19 protein-coding genes and 1 pseudogene are annotated in these 24,654 nt (G+C 45.3%); 5 read left to right on the top strand and 15 right to left on the bottom strand.

All coding sequences use genetic code 11. The annotated features are described in order from the left end of the window. Nucleotides 1-49: 49 nt before the first annotated feature. The 3 genes from MMY95_RS02780 to MMY95_RS02770 form a co-directional block, all read right to left on the bottom strand. Nucleotides 50-1,429, bottom strand: coding sequence for an MFS transporter (locus MMY95_RS02780; protein ID WP_072533423.1), 1,380 nt, complete (start codon nt 1,427-1,429; stop codon nt 50-52). Then, the gene (locus MMY95_RS02775) at nt 1,410-2,705 is read right to left on the bottom strand and encodes an ectonucleotide pyrophosphatase/phosphodiesterase (protein ID WP_027821778.1); all 1,296 of its coding nucleotides are present in this window, start codon (nt 2,703-2,705) and stop codon (nt 1,410-1,412) included. Before MMY95_RS02775 ends, MMY95_RS02780 begins: the two co-directional genes overlap by 20 nt. 126 nt (nt 2,706-2,831) lie before the next feature. Further along, nucleotides 2,832-3,662: an alpha/beta hydrolase gene (locus tag MMY95_RS02770; protein ID WP_003642196.1), complete on the bottom strand. Its 831-nt coding sequence runs from the start codon at nt 3,660-3,662 to the stop codon at nt 2,832-2,834. Between the two features lie 176 nt (nt 3,663-3,838). Here MMY95_RS02770 and MMY95_RS02765 point away from each other — a divergent pair, with 176 nt between their 5' ends. Beyond that, a complete protein-coding gene (locus MMY95_RS02765) occupies nt 3,839-4,558 on the top strand; it encodes a UTRA domain-containing protein (protein WP_011101975.1) in 720 nt (239 codons plus the stop codon). 382 nt (nt 4,559-4,940) lie between these two features. Here MMY95_RS02765 and MMY95_RS02760 read toward each other — a convergent pair. The 7 genes and pseudogenes from MMY95_RS02760 to nrdD form a co-directional block, all read right to left on the bottom strand. Next, nucleotides 4,941-7,373: pseudogene (locus MMY95_RS02760) on the bottom strand (collagen-binding domain-containing protein). Between the two features lie 389 nt (nt 7,374-7,762). Further along, complete coding sequence (locus tag MMY95_RS02755; protein WP_003642199.1) at nt 7,763-8,005, bottom strand: cytochrome b5 domain-containing protein; 243 nt, start codon at nt 8,003-8,005, stop codon at nt 7,763-7,765. Between the two features lie 512 nt (nt 8,006-8,517). Further along, a complete protein-coding gene (locus tag MMY95_RS02750) occupies nt 8,518-9,051 on the bottom strand; it encodes a PTS glucose transporter subunit IIA (RefSeq protein ID WP_003644869.1) in 534 nt (177 codons plus the stop codon). 444 nt (nt 9,052-9,495) lie between these two features. Next, nucleotides 9,496-10,626 (bottom strand): GGDEF domain-containing protein, encoded by a 1,131-nt coding sequence (locus MMY95_RS02745; protein WP_003642201.1) that lies wholly within the window; start codon nt 10,624-10,626, stop codon nt 9,496-9,498. Nucleotides 10,627-10,641: 15 nt separating this feature from the next. Further along, nucleotides 10,642-11,322, bottom strand: a complete 681-nt coding sequence (locus tag MMY95_RS02740; protein ID WP_003644870.1) for an EAL domain-containing protein — start codon at nt 11,320-11,322, stop codon at nt 10,642-10,644. 210 nt (nt 11,323-11,532) lie between these two features. Continuing rightward, entirely contained in the window at nt 11,533-12,114 is a 582-nt protein-coding gene (gene nrdG, locus MMY95_RS02735; protein WP_241277488.1) for an anaerobic ribonucleoside-triphosphate reductase activating protein, read from the bottom strand. Next, a complete protein-coding gene (nrdD, locus tag MMY95_RS02730; RefSeq protein WP_053267040.1) occupies nt 12,047-14,269 on the bottom strand; it encodes an anaerobic ribonucleoside-triphosphate reductase in 2,223 nt (740 codons plus the stop codon). The genes nrdG and nrdD overlap by 68 nt, the downstream gene beginning before the upstream one ends. A gap of 448 nt (nt 14,270-14,717) precedes the next feature. Between nrdD and MMY95_RS02725 the strand changes: the two genes are divergently transcribed. The 3 genes from MMY95_RS02725 to MMY95_RS02715 all read left to right on the top strand — a co-directional run bounded on the left by MMY95_RS02725 (nt 14,718) and on the right by MMY95_RS02715 (nt 16,827). After that, entirely contained in the window at nt 14,718-15,191 is a 474-nt protein-coding gene (locus MMY95_RS02725) for a lipoprotein (RefSeq protein ID WP_003644789.1), read from the top strand. 142 nt (nt 15,192-15,333) lie between these two features. Further along, nucleotides 15,334-15,744 carry a peptide deformylase gene (locus tag MMY95_RS02720; protein WP_003644790.1) on the top strand — a complete coding sequence of 137 codons (411 nt, stop codon included), beginning with the start codon at nt 15,334-15,336 and terminating at the stop codon, nt 15,742-15,744. Nucleotides 15,745-15,825: 81 nt separating this feature from the next. After that, complete coding sequence (locus MMY95_RS02715; protein ID WP_024521854.1) at nt 15,826-16,827, top strand: FAD:protein FMN transferase; 1,002 nt, start codon at nt 15,826-15,828, stop codon at nt 16,825-16,827. Between the two features lie 188 nt (nt 16,828-17,015). Here MMY95_RS02715 and MMY95_RS02710 read toward each other — a convergent pair whose 3' ends face one another. From MMY95_RS02710 to MMY95_RS02700, 3 genes are all read right to left on the bottom strand, one after another. Beyond that, a complete protein-coding gene (locus MMY95_RS02710; protein WP_003642208.1) occupies nt 17,016-18,020 on the bottom strand; it encodes a tRNA-dihydrouridine synthase family protein in 1,005 nt (334 codons plus the stop codon). 175 nt (nt 18,021-18,195) lie between these two features. Next, nucleotides 18,196-18,390, bottom strand: a complete 195-nt coding sequence (locus MMY95_RS02705) for a hypothetical protein (RefSeq protein WP_003642209.1) — start codon at nt 18,388-18,390, stop codon at nt 18,196-18,198. Between the two features lie 315 nt (nt 18,391-18,705). After that, nucleotides 18,706-19,965 carry an LPXTG cell wall anchor domain-containing protein gene (locus MMY95_RS02700; protein ID WP_027821774.1) on the bottom strand — a complete coding sequence of 420 codons (1,260 nt, stop codon included), beginning with the start codon at nt 19,963-19,965 and terminating at the stop codon, nt 18,706-18,708. A gap of 440 nt (nt 19,966-20,405) precedes the next feature. Here MMY95_RS02700 and MMY95_RS02695 point away from each other — a divergent pair, with 440 nt between their 5' ends. Next, the gene (locus tag MMY95_RS02695; RefSeq protein ID WP_003642212.1) at nt 20,406-21,308 is read left to right on the top strand and encodes a LysR family transcriptional regulator; all 903 of its coding nucleotides are present in this window, start codon (nt 20,406-20,408) and stop codon (nt 21,306-21,308) included. Between the two features lie 62 nt (nt 21,309-21,370). Here MMY95_RS02695 and MMY95_RS02690 read toward each other — a convergent pair whose 3' ends face one another. Continuing rightward, nucleotides 21,371-22,750 (bottom strand): SLC13 family permease, encoded by a 1,380-nt coding sequence (locus MMY95_RS02690; RefSeq protein ID WP_003642213.1) that lies wholly within the window; start codon nt 22,748-22,750, stop codon nt 21,371-21,373. Nucleotides 22,751-22,886: 136 nt separating this feature from the next. Further along, the gene (locus MMY95_RS02685; RefSeq protein WP_241277487.1) at nt 22,887-24,359 is read right to left on the bottom strand and encodes a UbiD family decarboxylase; all 1,473 of its coding nucleotides are present in this window, start codon (nt 24,357-24,359) and stop codon (nt 22,887-22,889) included. Nucleotides 24,360-24,654 lie beyond the last annotated feature (295 nt).

Genomic DNA, 24,654 nt, shown 5'->3' with positions numbered 1-24,654 from the left:
CTCCAAATTAGAAGAAGTTCTTTTTACATGATATAAAACAACCCCTGGCTTAAACCGACTTTGTCTGGTTCAAATGCGGTAGAGCCAAGAAAATCACTAATCCAACAACAAATAAAATACTTAAAGAAGCAGCACCAATCGTTGACTTCCCCGTCATTTGGGTCACGATTCCAACTAGGACGGGGCCCATCACGGCTGAGAACTTACCGAGAATATTGTAAAAGCCGAAAAACTCACTCCCACTAGTCTTAGGAATCAAACGACCGAAGTACGAACGACTGAGCGCTTGAATCCCACCCTGACTGGTTCCAACTAGTATGGCTAAAATCCAAAAATCCGTCGTACTATTCAACCGCAACGCGTACAAGCAGATACCTAAATAAATAATAATGCCAAGCAAGATGCCCGTCCGGGTCGACGTTTTATTCGCTAACCACCCGTAAAGCAGTGAAAACGGAAACGCGACTAGCTGAACAACCAGCAAGACGATCATCAACGTGGTCGTCGTAATTCCCATATCCATCCCAATCGAAGTTGCCATTGTAAAGATCGTGTCGACTCCATCAATGTAGAAGAAGTACGCCACCAAGAACCACGCCGCAGCGCGATAATTCCGGATGTGTTTCAAAGTCGACCATACCCGTTGAAAACTTGAACGCACCGGATGTGCACTGGGTGCTAACGCGTACTTTTGGTGAACGTTTTTCAACAAAGGAATGTAAAAGATAATCCACCACGCAGCGGCTAAGACAAAACTCCACCGCGCGACCCCATAGCTTGATAATTGACCAAAACCACTGGTTAATTGTAAGACCAAGAATAAGATAAACGCCAAGACACCACCGAGATAGCCAAACCCATAACCATATGACGATAATCGATCCATCTGATCGTTTGGCGCCACGTCAGTCAGAAAACTGTCATAAAACAGATTACCACCGGAATAACCGATAATTGATAAAATATAAATACCTAATAGCCACTTCCAGGCACTAGTCGGGGCAACACTCAGCCCTAGCGTCATCACCATTCCAAGTATCGAAAAGATGTTGAGCATTCGTTTCTTGGCATGGGGATAGTCTGCTAGTGCACCTAGGACGGGCGCCAAAATCGAAACTAGTAAGGTCCCAATACTATTGGCATAACCCCAGTAAGCCGTTGCATTAGCCGGTGTCACACCGCTACTTTGGGCAACTGCCTTAAAGTAAACGGGTAGCACCGCCGTTGTGACAATAATGCCATAGCCCGAGTTGGCCCAATCGTAAAAGATCCAACCCCACTGCTGTTTATTAAATTTCATTAAGTTACTTCGCGGGAACCTCTGATCGCAATCGGAGGCGGAACGAGCACTAACCACAATATTAGTGGTGCTGATGTCCGCCCGCTTTTCCTCTCTCTCTCTTTTTTGTCTAGTCTTTAAAAACACCATCGAGGCAATGTCCCGGCATGGGGCCATCGAAATTCAATCCGAGTAACCGCGCAAATGTCGGCGCTTCATCGACTAAGTTAGCCGTTTCAATCGTCCCACCAGCTTTAACTGCTGGTCCATTGAATAACAGGGTCGTTTGATAGTCAGGCTTAGTCGGGTCATATCCATGAACCCCGTGGTAACGGTCTGGTTGTCCGAGTGTCGCTGGATGGACGGGTTCAACCACAGTTGGTCGTCGACTTTCATCAGTAAAATAATAGCCTTCCTGGGCTTCAACCATCAATGCACAAGCGGGGTCGGCACCACGACGTGCAGCTGCCTCCCCAGTAATGATGGTCTCAACACCTTCCACCTGACTAACCAGGGCCTTCAATTCATCTAACTGGTCAAATTCCGGTCGCGTATAAATGTACGTTGAGCCGTCCGCCGTCTTCGCCATCACGGACCAGTCATCTTCAAACGTCTGATCTTGACGTGCGGTCAACCAGCCCTGCTGAGCGAATAACGTATTTAAATGAATCATGTGATCCACATTGATTTGATAGTGATCACCTAAAATAACAAAGTTGGTATCCGCAAACGTGCCCGCAGCTTTAGTCGCGTCAATCAACTGGCCCACGTGCCGGTCTAGCCGGTGTAAAGCTGCCATGGCCTCACTGGATCGCACACCATAGCGATGGCGCATACTATCCATGTCGACTAAGTGAATCATCGTTAGGTTCGGCTTCTTATTCGTTAACGTATCGACTGCACAAGCCGTGATGAATTCATCTAGTTGGGGCTGCTTAATCCCATTACGAAGATGCCCATACTTATGATTCATCGCGAGTAAGAAGAGCGGTGAACTCGCCTTCAACGAGACGAGAACTTGGTTCGTCCAAATGCGGTTAGGAAAGATCTCGGCAAGGTTATATGTAATCTTGCTGCCAGCCGTCACTGGCCATAAAAAAGCCGCCGTTGTTAGCTTCTTTTGCCGTGCCAAATCATATAGTGTTGGTACTTGAACGTCCTTTTGATACCAATACCAATCTGGTGAACGGCGTGTCGGTTGTAACTTAGTATTATTAACGATTCCATGCACGCTGGGATACTGTCCCGTAATAATCGTGGTATGTGACGGATATGTCAGTGTTGGATAAATGCCTGTCACCGACTTGACCCAAGTACCACCGGTCATCAATCCACTCAGAACGGGTAATTCTGCTTGATGTTCGCGTAAATCACGAAATCCTAACGCATCTAAGGAAATAATGACCAAGTGTTGATTTGTTGCCATCTCAATCGCTCCTTCTTACTTAATAAGCTTATTCGTATTATTATACCGCAGAAAATTAATTGGTGTCAGGATCGTTGACAAAAAACGGGCGATCAGTGAAGCACGACTGATCGCCCAGATTTATTTTCAATAATTACCAGCTAACAATCCCTGTTCTTGTAACCACCGCAATGCTAATTGTGGCCATATTGCAGCCTGGTCATTCAAATACTTGTCCTTGCCAGGTTTTTGCGTCACATGATTGGCTAACGCTAACCCATGAATCCCACTACCAAATAAATGATACGCAGTTGCGACCTGATGTTGTAGCATGGCCTGCACATATTTTAACGAATTGATTGGCGGGACCAACTCATCCGTCGCCGTTTGCCAGACAAAAGCGGGTTTACTAGCTGGTGTGACTAGGCGCTGGGCTGCCCACAACCGGGCATCCGTGGTAATCTGATTACGCGCCGCCGAAGTCGTGGGAAACCCCGCTGTCAAATCAATGACTGGATAGCCTAAAATAATGGCAGCATGCTGGCCTTGATAATGATCCAAATGATACCGTGTGCGCAATTCTGGTTGGGTCGCAACACCATTATAAGTCGCAACCACGTGGCCGCCAGCCGAAAACCCGGCAAGAATAATCCGCTGACAATCAACATGGTGCGCGGACGCCTGGGTCGTAATCCAATCAATTGTTGCACCTAATTGCTGCAACGCCCAAGGATAGACGGACTGATCTCCCACAATTAATTGGTAATTCAAGACCACCGTATGCATTCCGGCGGCCATCATCCGGGTTGCAATTGGCGCTTCTTCCCGCCCAGAATGATAAGTAAAGCCACCTCCCGGGCAGATAATCATGATTGGATAATCAACAGCTGTTTCAAAATCACTAATTTGGTCTAACCAATACGCCGTGATCTGAAATGGGTGTGCCGCAGTATTTAATGTGCGCTGTTCAACTTGCATATGTTCCCCCTCCTACTCCCGTATTACCGACTTGATTTCGCTTTCATTATAGTAGGTCACATGATTGCTTGTCAATTTTTATTCGAATAAATATCGATATTTATTCGCTTGTTTACTCGCTAATGACTATTATTTGCTATAATTAAATTAATTATATGATGAGCGGGGGTATTAAAATGGGGAAACAAACATTCAGCGACATCTATCACGTTTTAAAGGACCGCATTCTCACGGGACACTACAGCGTTAAGATGCGATTACCCATTGAAGACGAATTAATTACAGAATTTGATAGCAGTCGCTATGCTGTTCGTAAGGCAATCGCACAACTAGCCAAAGACGGCCTAGTTTACAGCGTTAAGGGGCGCGGGGTGGTCTTATTGGAGCACACGCCACAAACCCAGCAATTCAATCTGGCTTTAAATAATCTCAACGGTCTGCAGAGCCTCAACGCGGAGCGCCACCTCGATTATCAGACCGAGGTCGTGGCCTTTCAGCAACGAATCGTTGACCAGCCGCTTAGCACACATACCGCTTTTGAAGTGGGTATTCCAGTGTATGCTATTCAACGGGTTCGGATCGTAGACGGTATTCGGGCAGTGCTGGACATTAACTATTTTAACGCCCAGCGCACTCCCACTCTGACTAAGACCATTGCCCAACACTCAATTTATCAACACTTCAAAAAAAATGGTCTGAAAATTGCTGTCGTTAAAAGAATGCTACGAGTCGAATCCGCCAACGAACTCGACAAAGCTCAGCTAGCGCTCGGTGATAATAATTGCGTCGGTAATATGATTAGCATCGCATTTAACGATGAAGGACGCCAGGTTGAATACACTGAATCCCACTTTATTCCGAACGAATTTAACTTCAATGAATTAATTCGTAATTAAACCTTACCAACATTACTTAGCTGAATGGTCATCCGGACCATCCAGCTTTTTATTATGGTTACTTACTTTAGACCAATTCAGTCGGTCAATTAAATTTATCTGTGAATAGGTTTCAACATAAATTAAAAATATATTCGAATAAAAGTTGACTAATGTGCTGAATTATTTATAATAAATATCATAAATGCTAATGGGGGTTAGCATTTATACCACGTTTCACTAGTGGCGCATTTGGGGTCAAGAGATTAGGTCGGTCATGGAGTAGAGAGAATTGAGCGTCACTAGACCAATTTGGTTTAGTGACTTTTTTATGCAAAAAAACTGTTGATTCGCAAGATTAAACTTGCCGAATCAACAGTTGCTTCAAAATACAATTTTAAGCTTAATACTGACGCTTCCGCCGGCTAACCGCTGCAGCACCTAATACTAATGTACTTGCTAATGCGATTCCCGCTAAACTAATCATCTGACTTGGCGCTTCATCAGTCTGTGGTAATGCTTGCCCCTTAGCCACTGCCAACGCGCTAGCCACCTTAGTTCGTAGAGCTTGTAATTGCGCTACTAACGCCGTATTATGATGCGCTTTAGCTTGTGCGATTGCCCGGTCAATCAAGTTGATCAGTGTTTCCTCATCCTTAATCTGATCGCCAACCACTGCTTCTTTTTGAACTTCCTCAAACGCCGTTTCCAATTCAGTCGCAGTTTCGTCCGTGACCCAGTCAGCTGTAATTTCATTGTCGACTTCTTCTTCGATTTGGTCGACAACTTCGTCTGGCGTCACACCAGCTTCGATTTCATCCTCAATATCGTCTTCAAATTCTTCTTCTGCGTCTTCAGCTTCTTCTTCGTCCTAAATCTCGTCAAAGTCAGGCATTTCAACATCGATGCTTGGATGAACTGGTTTGTCGTACTCTTCTTCTTCTTCGCCATTATCTGGCATTTCGATATCAATACTTGGATGTACCAGTTTGTCGTATTCTGGTTCTTCTTCTTCGCCATCATCTGGCATTTCAATATCGATACTTGGATGTACCGGTTTGTCGTATTCTGGCTCTTCGCCCTCGCCACCATCTGGTAATTCGGCATCAATACTTGGATGTACCGGTTTCTCATAGTCCGGAACTGGTTCTGGATCATTTTCATTATCAACATTATCCTGTAAATCCCAACGATGGGTCTCCGCCTTCACGTTGACTTTATTAGCAATGATGTTGCCATCAATATTTTGATTTGCATCAATTTCCGCCGCTGGGGCTAAAATACTGCCTTGAAATGGCCGGTCGACACTAATGACACCAGTTGCTAACTTGTCACTCGCGGTTGAATCATAGAAGTTCCAAAGCAAATGGTTATCACCAAAGTCTTCAGTTTCTTTATTATTCCGCTCCGTACCGTCATCATAAATGATTTTGATCTGCGAGTTAACTTGATAGTTGGTCGCACCTGCCGTATCAACATTAATAATGACCGTATTACCATCCGCATCTGCCGATAGTCCCTTGATTGTCAGCGGCGTACTCGTGTTTAAAACATCCGCTGACAGATTGATCACAATGTGTCCATCCGCATCAGGTTGCATATCCGTCACATCGATGACCCGCTGATTCATATCTTCAAAACTGTCACTCGTATAGGTGGCGTTCGCGGACGCTTCGCTAAGACTAGCGCTCAATTTTTCCAACTTAGCAAACTCTTTGTCAAAATCAATATAGACGTTACCATCTTTGTCTTGATAAACTTCAGAGGCAAGTAAATGGTCGATATAGACCCCGTTGACCATCGGCCGATTAGGATTCGAAACATCAATCTCAATATTTTCGCCAAAGATAACTTTATTGCTCCGCGTCTCACCAGCCGAAACAAACGAACTCCCAGCAATATTACTGATATTTTGAATATACGAAATATCTTTATCTAATAATTCTTCAATAATGTTCGTACCAAAGTTAACGTTGCCCACTAAGTTTTGCACCGCAACGTTCCCATTCGTATGGGCATGTAGTTCCGCTTCCCGTGCAAAAATATGGAATTGGGACGAAACCCCGAGCATGTTATGTAGATCCGGATAATCGTCCGTCACATTACCACCATCGGCAACGGCATCGTTTGCATGGGTCACAGCTTGACTAAGCGCCACCGCGACGGTCTGGGGCGTTGCAGTTGTCGTCGACTGGTCTTTAGTTGTCGTCGTTTGCTGGGCTACACTATCACTAGTCGTCGTACCGGCAATCTTAGCACTAGCATCGGTAGTTTTAGCAGCCGTTGCCGCGGTATCATTGCTGGTAGCTGAGTCAGTAGTCGCACCTTTATTAGAACTGGTTGTTGTCCGCGCAGCCGTTGCAGTGGCAGAATCAGTTGTGGTCGACGTCTCTTTTGTCGACTCTGAACCGGTTGTCGCATTCGTCTCTTTTGCCGTCTTTGAACCAGCTGTCGTATCTGAACCAGTTTCAGTATTGGCACTAGTTGTCTCATCCAAATTGGTGGTAGCGTTTGTATCAGTATCCGTTGCCGCCTTAGTTCCAGCCACTGTGCCAGCAGCAGTCTTTGAATTCGAACCATCGGTATCTAAAACCGGCTGATTTTGGTTAGTCACATCCGCTTCAGTTGTGGCCGCAGTCTTCAAAGTTTGTGTCTTAGCCGTGACTGATTTGGTTGTGCTTGAACTGGTTGATGCCGTATCAGTCCCCGTTGCAGTCGTTCCATCATCAGCCCGAGCCACCAGCGTTGTTGTGCCCATCGTCAAGATAACGGCACATGCAAACGCCCAGCGACGGCCAATTTTGTACATTTTAAAATTCGTCCGTTTTCGCTCCATCATTTACCCACCTAAAATATAGTTTATTAACTTTCCTTTAATTCAATTCTATTTTCACGCTTTTTCATACAACATTCAACTCTTTATATAATTTATCTTGTATTGTTATATAAACAGTGGATGACTGTCAATAGACGTGCCAGCAACCATTACAGGTCTTAACTAATCATAAGTTAGTATTTTTGTTATCTATTCGTTTACTTGGAATATCGATTATCATCACGCACTTATTTTACACAATGTCTCAAACCCACAAACAGCCGCCTAAAATTGGTCAATACTTGCCTCGCAGTACGAAAAATTTTGGTGTGAAAGCTCGTTTAAGCAATCACAACAGCCGCCTATCCACACAAAAAAAGACTGGTCACAATCAACCAGTCTTCAATAATTTAATTAGTCACGTATTGACCAACGACGGTCAGTCCCGTTAACACTTTACGTCCATGTGGTGATTTGGTGTCGATGACTGCAGTTAATTCTTGCCCCGCAAGATTACCATGATGCTTACCGCCAGCCCATGCTGCAACCCCCGTTACATCATAAACGACACCATCAACCGCCACGTATGCGGGTTGACCATCCTGACCATTATATTTTGCTAATTCAGTTTGATTAAATGTCGCTGAATTCATGCCGAATCACTCCTTCACAATTTACCGTCATGATAAACTGGACTGCCAAGTAAAAGCAAGTGATCCGTTCTTAAACCAAATAATTGACCTATCTTGAACATAACACGACATCAAACGATCGCCGAAGTAGTTATACCCCCACAACCATCTCGGTAATACCGGCCTAACCTTTGACCGACGAAACTTAATTAACTAGGTAACCATACTTACGTTAGCACCCAATTAATCGTACCCGTGATAGCAGTTGTGCTTATAAGTCTGCCAAAACTTAATCGCTGACCAATTACTGCTACCCACAACTACTTAATCTTAATACCTTATAACATCAGCGACGCCGTACCTCCTAGTACGGCGACCTTGTGAACCAGTACTGTTCATGCGTCCAGCACTGCCCCTAACTGCGTTATTAAAACGCACACCTCAGCCACTACTGCCCATTCAATGGGCTGCGTCGAAGCGTGACGTCTAGACACACCCCGTATCTAGGACGTCGATTGCTTATTGTCAAACAATTAATTACCTTGGGGTGGCCCGATCGTTGCGACCCGATGATTACCAGCCATACTGGTCGTAATACCTGAGATAACAGTTCCCATCGGATCGACTTGATTACTTGCTGCCAGCAACCGTTCTCGAACACGAACAACCGCATGTCTAATCGTCAATACCACCGTCGTTTTAACTGGTTGGAGCCGTTGTGTCAGTAGTGAAATCACTTCAACCAACATCTGCCCAGCAACCACCCAGTCACCCGGTTTAACGTTGAACTTAAATGTAGGCGATTCCAAAGCACTGGTTAATTGACCAATCCGTAGCCAGCCCACCAGACCGTTGGCCGCTCGAAAGCCAATTAACCGTTGATTGGCTGCCACGGCTGTGATAACCCCAGCAAAGGGCGCAACAATTTGATCCGTTGCCGGTATAATTTGCTGCTTAAATCCTAGTAACCCATATAAGTGAACCGTATTTGCAAGGGTCGTCACATTGATCACTTGGCGTTTAACCGGCGCAACTACGGGAATTAATGAGCTAATGACCACTGGCACACTTCTCACTTCCTTACTTTATAAATTGGCAACCATTCGTATTTAAATAACCTTAACAAACGTAACGTAAAAAACTTGTTTTCTTTAATATGTAAGTCAATTAGTTTAAGTCATTGACTGTTATCTTTACAACATAAACCATACCATAATTAAACTAGAATGCCAGCATAATTAACGGTTTCGATTAAGGTTTACATCTGTTAGCGTTAATTCGTAAACTCAATTAACGAACGATGCTACTAAATAGCTGAAATTGGCCACCATAACCCCAATGTCGCACTCAATCAATCTTGTAGATTTGACATCATGTTTCCCCAATACGTCAATCAGGCAATGACGGTTAGGCCTACAATTTCAGTCAGACCGATTGCGAGCAAAAAAGAGCTTCCGGCTTTTATTCCGGGAGCTCAACAAGTCAACGTTATTTATTTTTAATCTCAGCCACTATTCAACCGTAACACGCATCCGCCCGTGCCGCTTTGAAAAATAGAGGTTCTGATCAACACGGTTGTACAAATCAATCGGACTACCATCGGCTTGATGCAGTGTCGAGACACCAACCGAAATCGACACATTGATTTCCTCGTCTTCATACTTAACAACGAGATGATTGACTGCTTCAAAGACCTGACGGACAATCACTTTTGTACTAGCCAGATCATAACCGGGAAACAGGACATTGAATTCTTCACCACCGGTGCGATACAGCTTGACCTTCTCGTCATTGGCGGCCAAGACCGTCGTGACCGTGGCGGCAACTTCTTGCAAAACGCGGTCCCCTGCAAGGTGACCGTACGTGTCATTAACGTGCTTAAAGTGATCAATATCGAACATCATCATCGATAAGTTGAGATTGTTCTTGGCACTATCATCGAATAAATATTTGATATGTTCCGTGTAAGCGGCAAAGTTCTCAGTCTCAGTCAAAGCGTCGTGACTCGCAAACTGGGCCAACCGTAATTTAATCTCACTATCTTGGGTCAGCATATTAACGTAGGCGTACAATAATCCTGCAAAAATCATTAAGTAGCCATATTCTTGTAAAGTATTGTCCCAATCCAGCGAATATTTAAGCTTGATCAGGCCCCACAAGATTCCGCCGTAAAAAGCGACCGCGCCATAGTAATATAGCCAAGGATACCGATGCTTAGGTACCCACAGCCGTAGATAATTCATGCTCCAGAAAAATAGCACGAACACGACGGCGTAACTCCACGATTCCCAGTAAAAAATCGACTGGTCGAAAACCATGTACACTATGACCACAGGTAACAATGAATAATACGGCATTCGAATATTCAAAAAAAACGAGCAGAACACGACGGCAATCAAGTGAAAGTTAACAAACTCCCAACTATCTGCTTTACCGACGACCGACAGTTGCATGACAAACACAAAGACCAACATGTAAATCACACCGTGCCAAGCATTGACGGTATCATCGTCAATGTTAATGTGACGGGCATGAAACCACGTCGTAATCCAATTAAAGAGGACCCAGTAAAGTGTTAGAACACCTAATATAAAGAAAATACTCGTTACGAACGGCGAAATTCGCCAATTAGACCATGTCATCGTAAGGATCCTTTCTCAGCATCCGCCGTTGACCAATTGCCGACCATCATCGACTAACCGCGGTTTCCCATAATAGTAACCCTGGTGCCATTCAATACCTTGTTGTTCGGCCATCTTTTGATCACCCTGGTCTTCGACACCTTCCAGAATAAATTCCAGATGGTAAGACTGAGCAATATCACGCCAAAATGCTAATTCATGAGGAATGCGCTCCGCTTGCCCACTCATCCGTAAGTTTTGCATCGCAAACTTGATTTGATCAACAAACGGTAGTGCGTGGCGAATATTCTCAAACGTGTTCGTGCCCGTCCCCACGTCATCAATGCTTAATTTAATATCATGTTGGTGGAAAAAGAGACTATATTTTTGAATCTCGTTTAATGAAGGACATTCTGTCAACTCAATCGTCAGCGCGGCCGGATTCAACCTTTTTTTTAGGTAAATGATCGTCCCTAACATCAGGTCGTCCTCAGCTTGTTGCCGGTTTAAATTAAGGGCTAACACCTGATTAGTCGCTTTCGTCTGCAATTGACTAGCAAGTTGTTCTAATAATTCAGCTTGTTTATCTAATGATAATTCAGTGAACGACTTCGGAACGGCCCAGTGACCATTCATCTCTTTACGTAACAGTAATTCATAACCAAAAACAGCTCGATGGCTGTGATCAACTTGGGGTTGAACAAAAAAACGATACATTCATGAAGCCTCGCTTTTAATGATTTCTTTATGTCAATATAAATTGACAACTCCTGTAAAGTATAACCGCTTTTAACTAAAATATCGAGACATAGTTACAGACTTTAATTAAAAAAATTATTAAGGGTTATATGTAACCGTTATATTGACCGTAACAAAAAAGAACGTCGTGACGACCTCGTCATAACGCTCTTTTTACCAGTCTTAATTTCACTTAACCAACTTATCCCAGATGACGACTTTACCAGCTGTTAGCGACTTAGGAACGTCGATAATACGTTGATTGGAACTCCCCCGAAATTGTAGCGAGAGATCCATCTTATCTTGTAAAAAGCGCCCATCTACCAAGATATCAATTAATGATAGCATCTTCAGTTTATCCTCAGAGTCTTGTTGCAATTCTTCCCAAGTATAACCTGACCACGACCAAATATCCTTCGTGTGTCCAAATTCGGAGCGAATGCGTTCACAAATCCGAATGCCGACTTGAGTATTTAGAAACGGTTCACCACCTAGCAACGTCAACCCTTGCACATAATCTTGCCCAAGGTCTTCAATAATCTGATCTTCCAATTCTTGTGAATACGGTTGTCCATAACGAAAATTTTGTGCCGCCACATTATAACAGCCTGGACAGTGGAATGGGCAGCCGCTCAAGTACAAGCTACAGCGGATTCCTTCCCCATCAACAAAGTTAAATGCCTTATAATCAGCAACATATTGTTCACTTAAGTCCTCTGCCAGCCATTCTTTGGGCATCGGATTGTTTGGTCCTTTCGTAGCGCGCGGCATTCTTAATCATCTCCGGAGACATATTTTTAGCACGGGACGCGATTTCAACGTGGCGACCATGTACCATTGGTCGTTGTTGTGGGTTACCTAGATACCCACACGTCCGCTTAACAACATCACAGTATTTAGGGTCGTGATTGCCACATTCTGGACAGACGAACCCACGGGCAGTGGCCTTGAACTCACCCTTAAACCCACACTTAAAACACTGGTCGATCGACGTATTCGTTCCCAAATAGCCGACATGATCATAGGCCCAGTCCCAGACGGCCTCCAAGGCTTTAGGATTCTGAGTCAAATTAGGATATTCACAATAATGAATAAAGCCGCCTGACGCATATTGTGGAAAACGTTCCTCCAAAGTTAATTTATCGAAGGGCGTCGGGTGCTTACGGACATCATAATGAAAACTATTCGTGTAATATTCCTTATCCGTAATATCTGCGATCCGGCCAAACTTCGCAATATCGTCACGACAGAACGTATCCGTCAACGATTCAGCCGGCGTTGAATACAGACTATAATGATAGCCACTTTCAGCCGCCCACTGCGCACACTTATCCCGTAACGCTTTCACCACGGTCTCCGCAAAAGCTAACGCGTGCTCGTCTTGTTCCCAGTTCGGACCAAAGAAGGTCGTGCAGACTTCATAAATTCCAATGTATCCCAGTGAAATAGTCGCCCGCTGATTTTTGAAGAGCTCATCGACATTACCACCTGCTGGTAGCCGCTTACCAAACGCCCCATACATGTATAAGAGTGGGGCATTTTCCGGCTTAGCTTCCTTCGTTCGTTCGATACGGTACGCGAGTGCTTCATGACAAGTCGCCATCCGTTCCTCGAAGATTTCCCAGAACAACTGTTGGTCCCCATGTGCGGCTAACGCGATTCGTGGCAGGTTGACTGTCACCACGCCCAAATTCATCCGGCCCGAGTTTACCTCGACACCATTTTCATCACGCCAACCTTGTAAGAAGGACCGGCACCCCATCGGCGTCTTAAAACTCCCCGTTAATTCCTTGATCTTGTCATACATTAAAAGGTCGGGATACATCCGCTTGGTCGAACACTCAATCGCGAGCATTTTAATATCATAATTGGGATCATTCGGACTTAAATTTAACCCCCGCTTCATCGTGAAGATCAATTTAGGAAAAATCGCAGTTCGGTGCTCCTTACCGAGTCCCTTGATTCGAATCTGGAGAATCGCCTTTTGAATTTCTCGTTCAATCCAACTAGTTCCTAAACCAAAATTGACCGTGGTAAACGGCGTCTGGCCCTGTGACGAATATAACGTATTGATTTCATACTCAAGGGCTTGCATCGCGTCATAGATATCTTTTTTAGTTTTGGCTTTCGCATAAGCTTCCCGCTGATCAGCAGGGACCCACTTTTTCGCATCAGTCATATGTTTTTGATAGTTGATTGCCGCATAGGGAGCCAATAATTGGTCGACCCGGTTAGCGGAACAGCCACCATACTGTAATGAAGCCACGTTGGCAATGATCTGCGCCATTTGCGCTGTGGCCGTTTGAATCGACCGGGGTGAGGCAACTTCGGCGTTCCCAATCTTATACCCATTTTTGAACATGCCGTCAAAATCAATCAAGCAACAGTTCGTTTCAGGCGTGACTGGTGAATAATCGAGATCATGCCAATGGATATCGCCACGCAGATGCGCCTTAGCCACGACATCTGGTAGCATCTTCAAGCCCATGGCGCGACTTGCAGCACCGGCTTCTAAGTCGCGTTGCGTGTTAAAAATCGTACTATCCTTATTTGCATTTTCATGCACAACGCTGGCATCGCGCTCAAACAACTTTTCAATCCGTCCTTGAACATTAGTTGCTGCCGCAAACCGCTGCTGTTCAGCTTCAAAGTAATCCTGATATGCCTTAGCTGCCGCGGTCAGGCCTTGCGCATTCAAAATCTGCATCATGGTACTACGTAGCTCCCGAGTATCAATGTTGTCAGCATCTTGATACTGGGCAACAAGGGCCTGCTTGACGACCCGTACCTCGTCATCAGTCGCTAACAACCGTCGTAAGACAAAGTCAATTTTATACGGATGAAATTGCGTTTGTGCGCCACCCCGCTTTGTGACGGTCAGTGGCCGTAATTGGTCTAATATATCGTTAGTTGTCGTTGTTAGCATCTTAATTCCCCACTTTTCAAAGTCATTGATTGAATACAATTGATAGTGCGTTCTGTTTGAATCAATACTATATATAGTAGCTCATTTCCATTAACTTGCCCATTGCCAAAATTAACTGTCACCTTCAGTTGTGTACACCAAATCGCTTTAATCGTCCGGTTAGTGCGTCTTTGGAATATTCAAAAAATATTTTTTATACTGTTTTTTATCTAATATCAGAATATTTAATCAATCTCGTTAACTACCGAACCAACCTTGATACGGCTTGCTTTCAATATTTTTCACACGCCATAAACCGAATTTTAATTCGTTAAAAATTAAGCTGAACACAACCAAGTTGTTGTAAACTGATTAACTTATGACTATTTTGTTTAACTCATGCGGCGGATTCGCTATAATGAAATTAAGTCCTCATTGAGGGATGTGGACATTGGAGGAGAGAATAATTATGCAAAAAAGCAGGGGAATAATCGTCGGCTTGTTGTTGACAGGGCTACTGACAGGATGCCATTCTGCCACTGACACACAAACGCCCACCGTTCAACCAGCAACATCAAAAGTCAGCGCCGTTCGCTCAGTCACGACTCGGGATTTCTTAGGTCGCTGGGTCAGCGCTAGACCAGCAATGAGTCTGTACCTCAGTACCAATCATCAAGTTGCTTGGTTCCGACGCGGACATACGCCCATTCGTAGTCGCGCAACGTTAACGTTAAGTGATACACGTGCCACGTTCACAATCGATCACAATGTTGCAAAACTGACCCTCAACGACGCTAATCAAATGACCATGAATTATCAAGGGACTAATATCGCACTGATTAAAGATCCAAATTGGCAGCCTGAACACAACCAGGTTCCCACCACAACTAATGACGCCTTAAAGGCGGGCACCTTAACGCCAACATTTAAATTGTCGTACTAATTGAAGGCCACACCACATTTGCACGTTGACTTGTGTGAGTGTGGTGTGTTTTTTAGGGCCTGACAACTAGCGAACGGCTTGCTTCTGTCAACCGTGCTCTCTATAATTAAATTAATGTGACTAATCAATGGAGGAACATCAAATGATTCGACCAATTGTGCATGATCCCGCCGCGCTTAGTGTCCCTGCTGACTTAGCAACCCCTGCAGACACTCAAGTCTTGACTGATTTACTGGATACCCTCGCCGCACACACCGATAATTGCGTTGGAATGGCCGCGAATATGATTGGGGTCAACAAACAAATTATTGTCGTGCAACTCGGTCCCTTTGCAATTGCAATGATCAATCCAAAGATCATTGATCATCACGGCACTTACGAGACTAAGGAAGGCTGCCTGTCCTTACCTGGTGAACGTCCGACTAGCCGCTATCACCAAATCACGGTGAAATATAAAGATCAACACTTTAAACCGCAACAACAACGATTCAACGACTTCACAGCACAAATTATTCAACACGAATTAGATCACTGTGCAGGGAAACTGATTTAATTGTGCCTACTTCTAACTGAGCGGGAATAAATGTTCAGTTTGCTGAACTTGTTGACATTTATGAAAGATAGGACTGGTTTTATGACAACTTTAGCTTATAATGGCGAGACAGCAATTCCTGCACTCGCTCAGCAGCGTCGACACCAAGCTCATCACGCGCTCGGTACCGACATTGATTTGACCCTTTTTGGTAGTGATAGTGACCAGTACCTACAAGTTGCTTGCGATCTTATCGACCAATATGAAGACCGCTTGACTGTCAACCGGACTGTTTCTGAGGTCATGGCAATCAACCAGGCGGCGGGCCAACACCCCGTTCAAGTGAGCGCCGCCACCTATACACTCGTTCGGCAAGCTGTCGAACTCAGTCGACAACATTTTGGTTTCAATGCGTTGATTGGTCCGCTCGTGAAACTCTGGCACATTGGTTTTACTAACGCGCACGTCCCTGAACAGTCTGCAATTAACGAACGATTGGCCTTGATCGACCCCGAAGCCGTCATTTGTAATGACGCTGATTTCAGTGTGCTTCTCAAGGTCACGGGAATGGAGCTGGATCTAGGCGCAATTGCCAAGGGCTACATTGCCGACCGCATTCAAGATTACTGGGAAGCATTTGGACAGCGGGCCGGAATGATCAACCTAGGTGGTAATCTGTTAATGGTGGGGACGTCCCCACTTCATCCGGATGGGCAATGGCGCGTTGGTATCCAAGATCCCACCACTGACCGCGGTAACGCGATTGCCAGCGTTACGATTGGCCCCTGCTCGGCCGTGACCAGCGGTATTTACGAGCGGCACCTTGAATTTAACGGCCAGTCCTACCACCACATCTTAGATTCGCAAACGGGTTATCCCCGACAAAACGACCTTGAAAGTGTCACCGTTTTCTCGAAAGCTTCCATTGATGGTGAAATCGAAACAACGCGGCTCTTCTTTGCGGGCCAACCGATTCCCGATTGGGCAACTCAGCGACCCGATATTTACGGCGCCATTTTTGTGACTAAACAACGTGAGCTTCAAATCGTTGGCTTATCACCTGAACAAGTTACCTTACTCGATGACCGGTTTACAATAATTTAGACCACAAAATAAGCTAGGTCCTCCAAGAAATTAACTTCTTGAAGGACCTAGCTTATTTTATGGTCCACTTACAGGCTAGCATTTAATTTGCAGTTGACTTTAGATGCGGTACGTTCGACATTAAAACCATTTTAATCAAGCACAGCTAAATGGCAAAAATATAGCCGTTTTAGTTAAAATAACGCGACCTAATCCGCTGGTAGCTTAGCCTCTAAGCGATCAATAATCGCACGGACATCATCCGTTGTCTTCGTCTGCATTAATTCATTGCGCAATTCGGCCGCATGACGCATACCGCGAACATAAATCTTAAAGAAGCGTTGAAGCGGTGCGAAATGCCCTTGTAGACCTAAGCCAATAAATTGATCATACAGATCTACTTGATACCGTAACAATTCTAGCATGTCACGCGTTGAATGAGGCTGGGGAATCGGTTCAAAAGCGTATGGGTTCTGAAAAATACCGCGGCCAATCATGATACCATCGACTCCTGGATGGGCTTTGGCAAGCTTCAGACCAGCCTGATAATCCAGGATATCCCCGTTAATTTGTAATAGCGTCGCTGGTGCCAAAGTATCACGCATTTGAACTAAATTATCAATTAACTCATAATGCGCTGGTACCTTGCTCATCTCCATCTTCGTACGCACGTGAACCGTTAACACGGGAACCTGCTGTTGCAACAAAAATGGAATCCAAGTCTCGTACTCATGCACATCGTCAAAGCCCAACCGCGTCTTAACACTAACGGGAAGCTCTGCTTGACGTGCGCCCTCAATCACTTCTTTGGCACGATCAAAATGTCGGATTAAATCACTACCACTATGATTTTTAATGACCGCCATATCTGGGCAGCCCATATTAAGATCAATGGCTTGATAACCTTGATTCTTCACTTCATGGGCCGCTTTCGTAAAGTCCTCACCACTATTGCCCCAAAGTTGAACGATTGGTCGGGGCGACTCGGCCTCATCAACATATAGTCGTCCCCGCGTTGTAAACTTAGCCTTCGGGTGGGTAATGCTTAACGCATTCGTAAATTCAGTATAAAAGACATCGGGGGCCGCAGCGCGCATCACGACCCGGCGAAAAACGGAGCCGGTCACGGCTTCCATCGGTGCTAAACTAAAAAACGGTCGCTGGGCGGCCTGAGCTTTGGCCGCGATCCGTTGCCAATATGGCGACTGCGTCATAGTTATTCATTCCCTTCTAGATAATAATCACTTATCCATAATAGCGGTGTTCCACGTTGAAGCGCAAGTATTTTGGCGGCCGCACTAACATAATTCGTCAATCACAAGCCAAAATAAAAGTCCGGCGTTAACCGGACTCGCAATAATAGCTAAGTTGATAAGTTTAATTGTCGCTTTAACGAATTAAAACCAGTGCCCACAGCAATAGTCCAATAACGAGTACCAAGTTTAACAATTCCATCCGCAAATCAGCGAACTTCAGTGAGCTGAATGAGATACCGGCAGTTGTATCCATATATCGGAAGAAAATCCCACTTAAAACTAAACCAACTAACAATACAAATAGAACCATCATTCCCGTCATCATCATCACAAACTCAACTCCTTATTTAGTAAAATTCTTGGGCTCTTTGAAACCATGTTTATAGTAGTCCAGCAGCTACTTTCAAGCAAGTATTTCCGGCCGAAAAACTGGCGTTCTTAGCATATTATTATTAACTAAACGATACCAATCATTCCCAGCAAAAAGGTTCTTTCAGGAACAACTAAAACTCCGAAAGAACTTTTTTAAATCGCCATTAATTCCGCCGTCAATTTAGTCGCTCAGACTAAAGTAACCGATTGGACTAGTCTTGCACTTCGAAATAATCATTGAGAAATCGAATTGTGCCCACACACTTGTTAATTAATCAGTTGTTTTATGGCGCCGTTGTTGCTTGCTAAAACCAAATAAGCTAGTTGCGGCCAATAATACGAAGCCCAATACGGTCAAAACTCGATTGGTTTGTTCACCAGTCTGTGGTAACGTGGCCGTTTTAGTTGCGGTCGTTGGCACCGTCTGCTGAGTCACTGGCTTAGCCATTGCCGGACTCGTCGTCGTCCGCAATACCGTTGTGGCTTGTCGTGGCTGCGTCGTAACAACCCGCTGCGCTGTTGGGACGGAAGCTGAACTTGACTGATTAAGAGTGGGCTTGGCCGGGGTCGCTTGTGGTGCCGCCGACTGATTAGTGCTGGTTGACGTGCCAGTTGAATGACTAACGACTGGTCGTTCGCCCACAGGTTTTTCAGTCATTGGCTTTTCGGCCGCTGCTGTTAAGGTTGCCAAGGTCCGGGCGCGCACGGTCGTTAATCCAGCTTGAGCTTGGGACAATTCCCGCTGTGCAGTAACGACCTGATCTTGAGTACCCGCAACGCGCTGCAACTTAGCTGTCACCGCTGCTTTCGCCTGATTAACTGCTGCTTGGGGCTGAACAATATCATAATCTCTTTGTGCCATTTGGAAGTCGCGGCTCGTGCCACTGACTTCAATTTTGGCGTTGGCTAATTCTTCTTCTGCCATCATCACGTGCTCATTAGTCTTATCAAGGTTAGCTTGTGCCGCTGTTAACGTCTCTTGCACCGTTTCCAGCTTTGCCTGAGTAGTTTGTAACGTGACTTTGTTGGCCGCACTGTTATCCTTATCGAAGTTGCTCTGGGCTACTTGAACAGCAGCTTGTGACTTAGTCACTGCCGCTTGCGCCGTCGTTACCGCAGTTTGGCTTGTCTTTTTAGTTGCCAATTGTTCATCAAGTGCTTTCGTTGCCTTGACGTGCCGGTCAGTGGCTGCTTGCTTAAGTACGCCCATATGCGTCTGAATCTTTTGATTCTTGGCTAACGTTTTGTTGGCAGCGTCTAACGTGGTTTGCGCCGCTTGCAGATCACTCATAGCCGTTTTGACTGCCGTAGTAGCCATGGTTAATGCTTGCACCGCTTGCGTTACCTGGTAGTGGGCCGCCTTAACAGCTGGGTTATTTTCGACCTGACTTGCTAAACTGACCGTGCCATTCATCCTTACTGCCTGACCGGTTCGAGTGTTAGATTCGGCTGCATGTACCGTCATTTTCTGGGCCATGATGCCCCCTGTTAACATGGTGATTCCCATCACTATCTTAAGCGCTTTTGACATACTAAACTAATCCCCTTTTAAAAAGTATTGCCCAGCCATGACCAGCATGATGATCAATATGAAACTGCTGGAACTATTTCATTTTGCCGGATTCAATTTCAAAAGCAAGGAAAGCTAGTGATTCAGCGTATTTGTAATCACCAACCACTCAACAACTTTCATCCACATCACCAAAATAATTATATCTAGATGTCATTACTGCCTCCCTCAACACGAGTCCCCATCCACAATTAAACGGTAACGAATAATCATCACCGCTAACAAATGTTAACCCGCACCATGATTTCATTAGTGACCCATTCTCAATAAAAAAAATAACTAATATTTCGATTACCGTAGCGGCCTCACAATATTAATACTAATTTATACCGTTACTTAATTAGGTGGGCCCCGCCATCGGTGTTAGAATAGAATTTAACCTAAAGAAAAGTGTGACTGCTATGACCATTAATGACCTCCAAGCATTCGTGATGGTGTACGATTTACGCCACATTTCTAACGCTGCCGTAGAACTCCACTTATCACAATCGGAATTGTCCAAACGAATGCGAGCCCTTGAGAACGAACTGAACATTAAACTACTAGATACACACAACAAGCGCCGTCTACAAATCACGCCAGCTGGTGAAACGTTCTATCATCATGCGCATAAAATGATTACAGACTATGAGACCATGATGCACGATTTGGCACCGAATCGGCCAACGACATTTGCCAAGCTCATCATTGGCGCCATTCCAATCTCAGGTCAATATAACATTGCCAAAAAGATCGCCACTTTTGATACTCAGCATCCTGATACTGAAATCAAAATCATCGAGGATGAGGGCGACCAAATCGTCAAACGGTTACTGAGTGGTGAGCTACAAGCGGCCATCATTCGCGATACTCAGACGACCCAATTGCAACCCACCGAATTTCAAAAACAACCACTACTCGCTGACGAACTCAAAATTATTTTACCGCGTGATCACCCCCTAGCTACCCAGCCAGTCATTCGGATTCAAGACTTAGCGCGGCAGAAAATTGCAACGTTACCACCGGGCTCCGGTGTTTACGAACCGATCAACGCACTCTTTGCTCAGCAAGGCATGACGCCCCAATTCTTCTTTGAAAGTACGCATATTGAAACGCTCCTGGGCATTCTCAATCAAAATAACGTGACTTTCTTATTTAAACAATCGGTACTTCCGTTCATGACTGAACACGTGGTCATGCGCTCACTCGCCATCCCGTTCATCAGTCAACTGAACTTTGTATATCCCCAGCGAACGGGGAACCAGTTACTCACCGACTTAATTGACTACTTGACGGTGACTGCCCAGGAAAATCAACAAGTTTAAAAAATACCCTTTTCATCCGACCAACCGGCCGTTTGAAAAGGGTATTTTTTAAACTTATCCGCTTATGCCAACCCAACGAGGTGGAACCAGAACATCTCAACTAACGCAACGACAAAGACAACCGCCGTCAGTGGGATTCCTAACCGCATCACGTCTTTTTGTGTGTAACCCCCACCAGTATCGGGGTCGCTTCCAACTAAGACAGCGAGGTTGTGGAACGGTAAAATATAATGCAAGTTTGTCACCGAGAAGACTAGTAACGATACGGCCAAGGGTGAAATTCCCATATGAGCCGTGGCCGCTACGAAGGCCGGAATCGTAATCCCCATCACCGCAATGACAGAACCCATGAACATGTGGATAATCATGGCAAAAACAGTAATCACAATCGCTAATAAATAAATATTAGTTGGCAAGTTGCTTGGAATCAAGGTCTTCGCAATCCAATTATTCATGCCAGTCACACCACCGACATTCCCGATTGCGATTGCCGAAGTCAAGAACACGAGCACGTTCACGGGAACACCTTCCCATGATTTGGCCGTCAAGATCCCGCCAACTACCGGGAGACTCATCATCAGCGCAACGATCAACGTCAACCAACCAACGTCCAAACCGGTGATCCCACTCGTTAACCAGAGTGCAATCGCAATGATCAGCCAAATAATTGTTCGAACTTCCTTCCCCGTCATACCACCCAACTGGGCTTGTTGTTGCTTTAACGCTTCCACATCGATGTGGACTTCCTGACTAGGCTTGAAGAGGAATAAGAACAGAAACATGGTTAAGATGGCCGCAATGATCATGGGCACGCCCATGTAGATAAAGTAAGAGACAAAGTTGACGCTTTGACCAGAGGCCTGTACTGCCAACGGATTTAGTGACGTGTCACCAGTATAAAAGACCCCGGATAGTGGACAGGACGCAGCAAAGACAGCGAGGCCTAGCTTAGCCAAATCGCGTTTGGGCATCTTCGCCGTTTCCGCGACCACCGTAATGACGGACATAATCATGAACGCCCGAGGCCATGGATGGGGAATCAGGAGTGCGAGGATAAAGGTCAGGGCAAAAATCGAAATCACAATCCCTTTCCAACTCCGCACAAACTTGATAATGAATGCGTACGCGATGCGTTGACCCAAACCAGATTCATTAACCGCTCCCGCAATCAAGTACGCCCCAATTACGAGCCACATAATTGAACCAGTCCACGCCGACGAGAAGACCTGTGACGGTGTCGCCACGTTCATAATAATGAGCAACATTAAGTAAATCCCACCAACGAACGCGGGTTGCGCGATTTGGGTGGCCCACCAGACGACCGTCATCAAACTAAGTGCCAAGTCCATCTGACCCTTAGCTGACAAGCCGGCAATCGGCAAGAAGTAAATAATGGCAAATACGGCGATTCCGCTGAAAAAGCCAATCGTTTTCTTGTTCACGAGCTACATGCTCCCTTCAATTTTGACAGCAAAAAGCCCCCCGACCAGCACACTTCCGTTGGTCTGGCGGCTCTTTGTAAGATTAAATTTTGGTTCAATGCGATAAAAATACGCTCATCAAGTGCAATGGATGACGTTACTTCAAATACTTCTCCCAGTCAGCCACTTTCATGAATTGGGCCCGTTCAAATTGGTCCTTCATATCGAATGGTACGGTGCCATCAATCACTAGTTTAGAACTCATCCCACGGAAACGAATCGACTTTGGATCATATTGTGGGCGTTCCGATGGGTCCAACGGATGATTCCGCATGCCTGATAAGACCATCAAGTCCTGATCGGCTTGGAAACGGGTATTCATCGTCCAAATCACATCATTCATATCAAAAATATCAACATCTTCATCAACCAGGATAACAGTCTTCAATTCCTTAAAGGCTGAGAACGCAAGCAAGGCAGCTTGCCGTTGAATTCCTTCATCCGCTTCATTATCCTTGTGAATCTGCATGATGGTCATCAACTTACCACCACCAGCCGGCGGATTATAAACATTCGTCACTTTACCAGGAATGGCACGGTTACCCAATTGTAAGATACTAGCTTCAGTTGGAATTCCCGCCATGCTGACATGTTCTTCGGATGGTCCAATCACGCTTTGCATGATGGCATTCTTCCGATGAGTCACCGCCGTCACCTTAATCACTTGTAAAGCTGGGTTGGCGTCACCATCATAACCCGGGAATTCAGGCATCGCCTTGCCCGTATGCGTATTGATATCTTCCTGAATACGTTCGTTAGGCATAATGTACCCCTCAAGCGTATATTCAGAACGCGCAATCGCCTTTTCATCGACGGTCACCCCGTCAACTAATTGAACAGCTTGGTTCCGAATCGCACCAGCAACACCTAATTCGTTATAACCGAATGGCGTGGTCGGTGGTTCGAAAGTTGCACCAATCGTAATGGCTGGATCCAAACCAATATTAATTGTAATTGGCATTGGCTTGTTAGCTTTCTCATACTCTTCCGCAAACGCACCAATGTGCCGACCGCCAGGCATGATATAAATCCCTAACTTATCCTTATCTTCAAGGACCATTCGGTGAATCGTCACATCACTCTTAGACTTGTCCATGCTTGAGCCAAACACCACACCGACCGTAATATATGGTCCAGCATCTTGGGGCGTATTCGTTGGTGCTGCCACTAACTTACGAATATCAAAGCCTTCATCCGTCGCTTTATAAACGACATCGTGAGCTGGCGCATCCGCTTCAGCAACCGTTTCTGGCGCCACTGGATTAGAGACTGCTTCGTTCAAGTATTGCCCTAACGTCTGATAATCGTGGTGGAACATCTTACCAACGCGCCGGCGACTCGCCATCAATCCAGTCAAGACCCGCGTATCAGGAAACCCCTTAACGTTGTTAAACATCATTGCTGGACCCTCTTGCGTTGGCCGTTGAACGGTCCCACCAGCACCGATATACCGATAAACACCAGAAAGTTCCGCATTTGGATCAACTTCGACGTCAGTTTCATGATAGTTCTTTGGATCATCCTTGATCTCATCAAGCACGCGACGCAAATCCCATGGTTGTTCTGCCATTTCATTCATCTCCCTTAAAGTTTACAAGACCATCATACGGCCACTCGTAAGCGGGTTCAATTCGGATTGCGCAGATATGTTATTCGTGAATGGAATAATACAACTAAACGCATTAGGTCGATGATTGTTATGTATTAATTATGATTGAAACATGCTGATTTCCAAAGTCAAAAGCAGCCAGCTTAGGCCCGCTGGAAAAAGTTCGAGTTAGCGTAAAATTGCTTAGTTGGCGCGTCTTACGCCGACTTCCAGGCATTTCTGCCAATTGCTGGAACGCGGTGGACACAGATTTAAG

The sequence above is a fragment of the Lactiplantibacillus sp. ME-2 genome (assembly GCF_022549155.1).
Classification (GTDB): domain Bacteria; phylum Bacillota; class Bacilli; order Lactobacillales; family Lactobacillaceae; genus Lactiplantibacillus; species Lactiplantibacillus plantarum.
The sequence above is the reverse complement of the archived record's forward strand: the minus strand, read 5'-3'. Positions and strand labels throughout refer to the sequence as shown.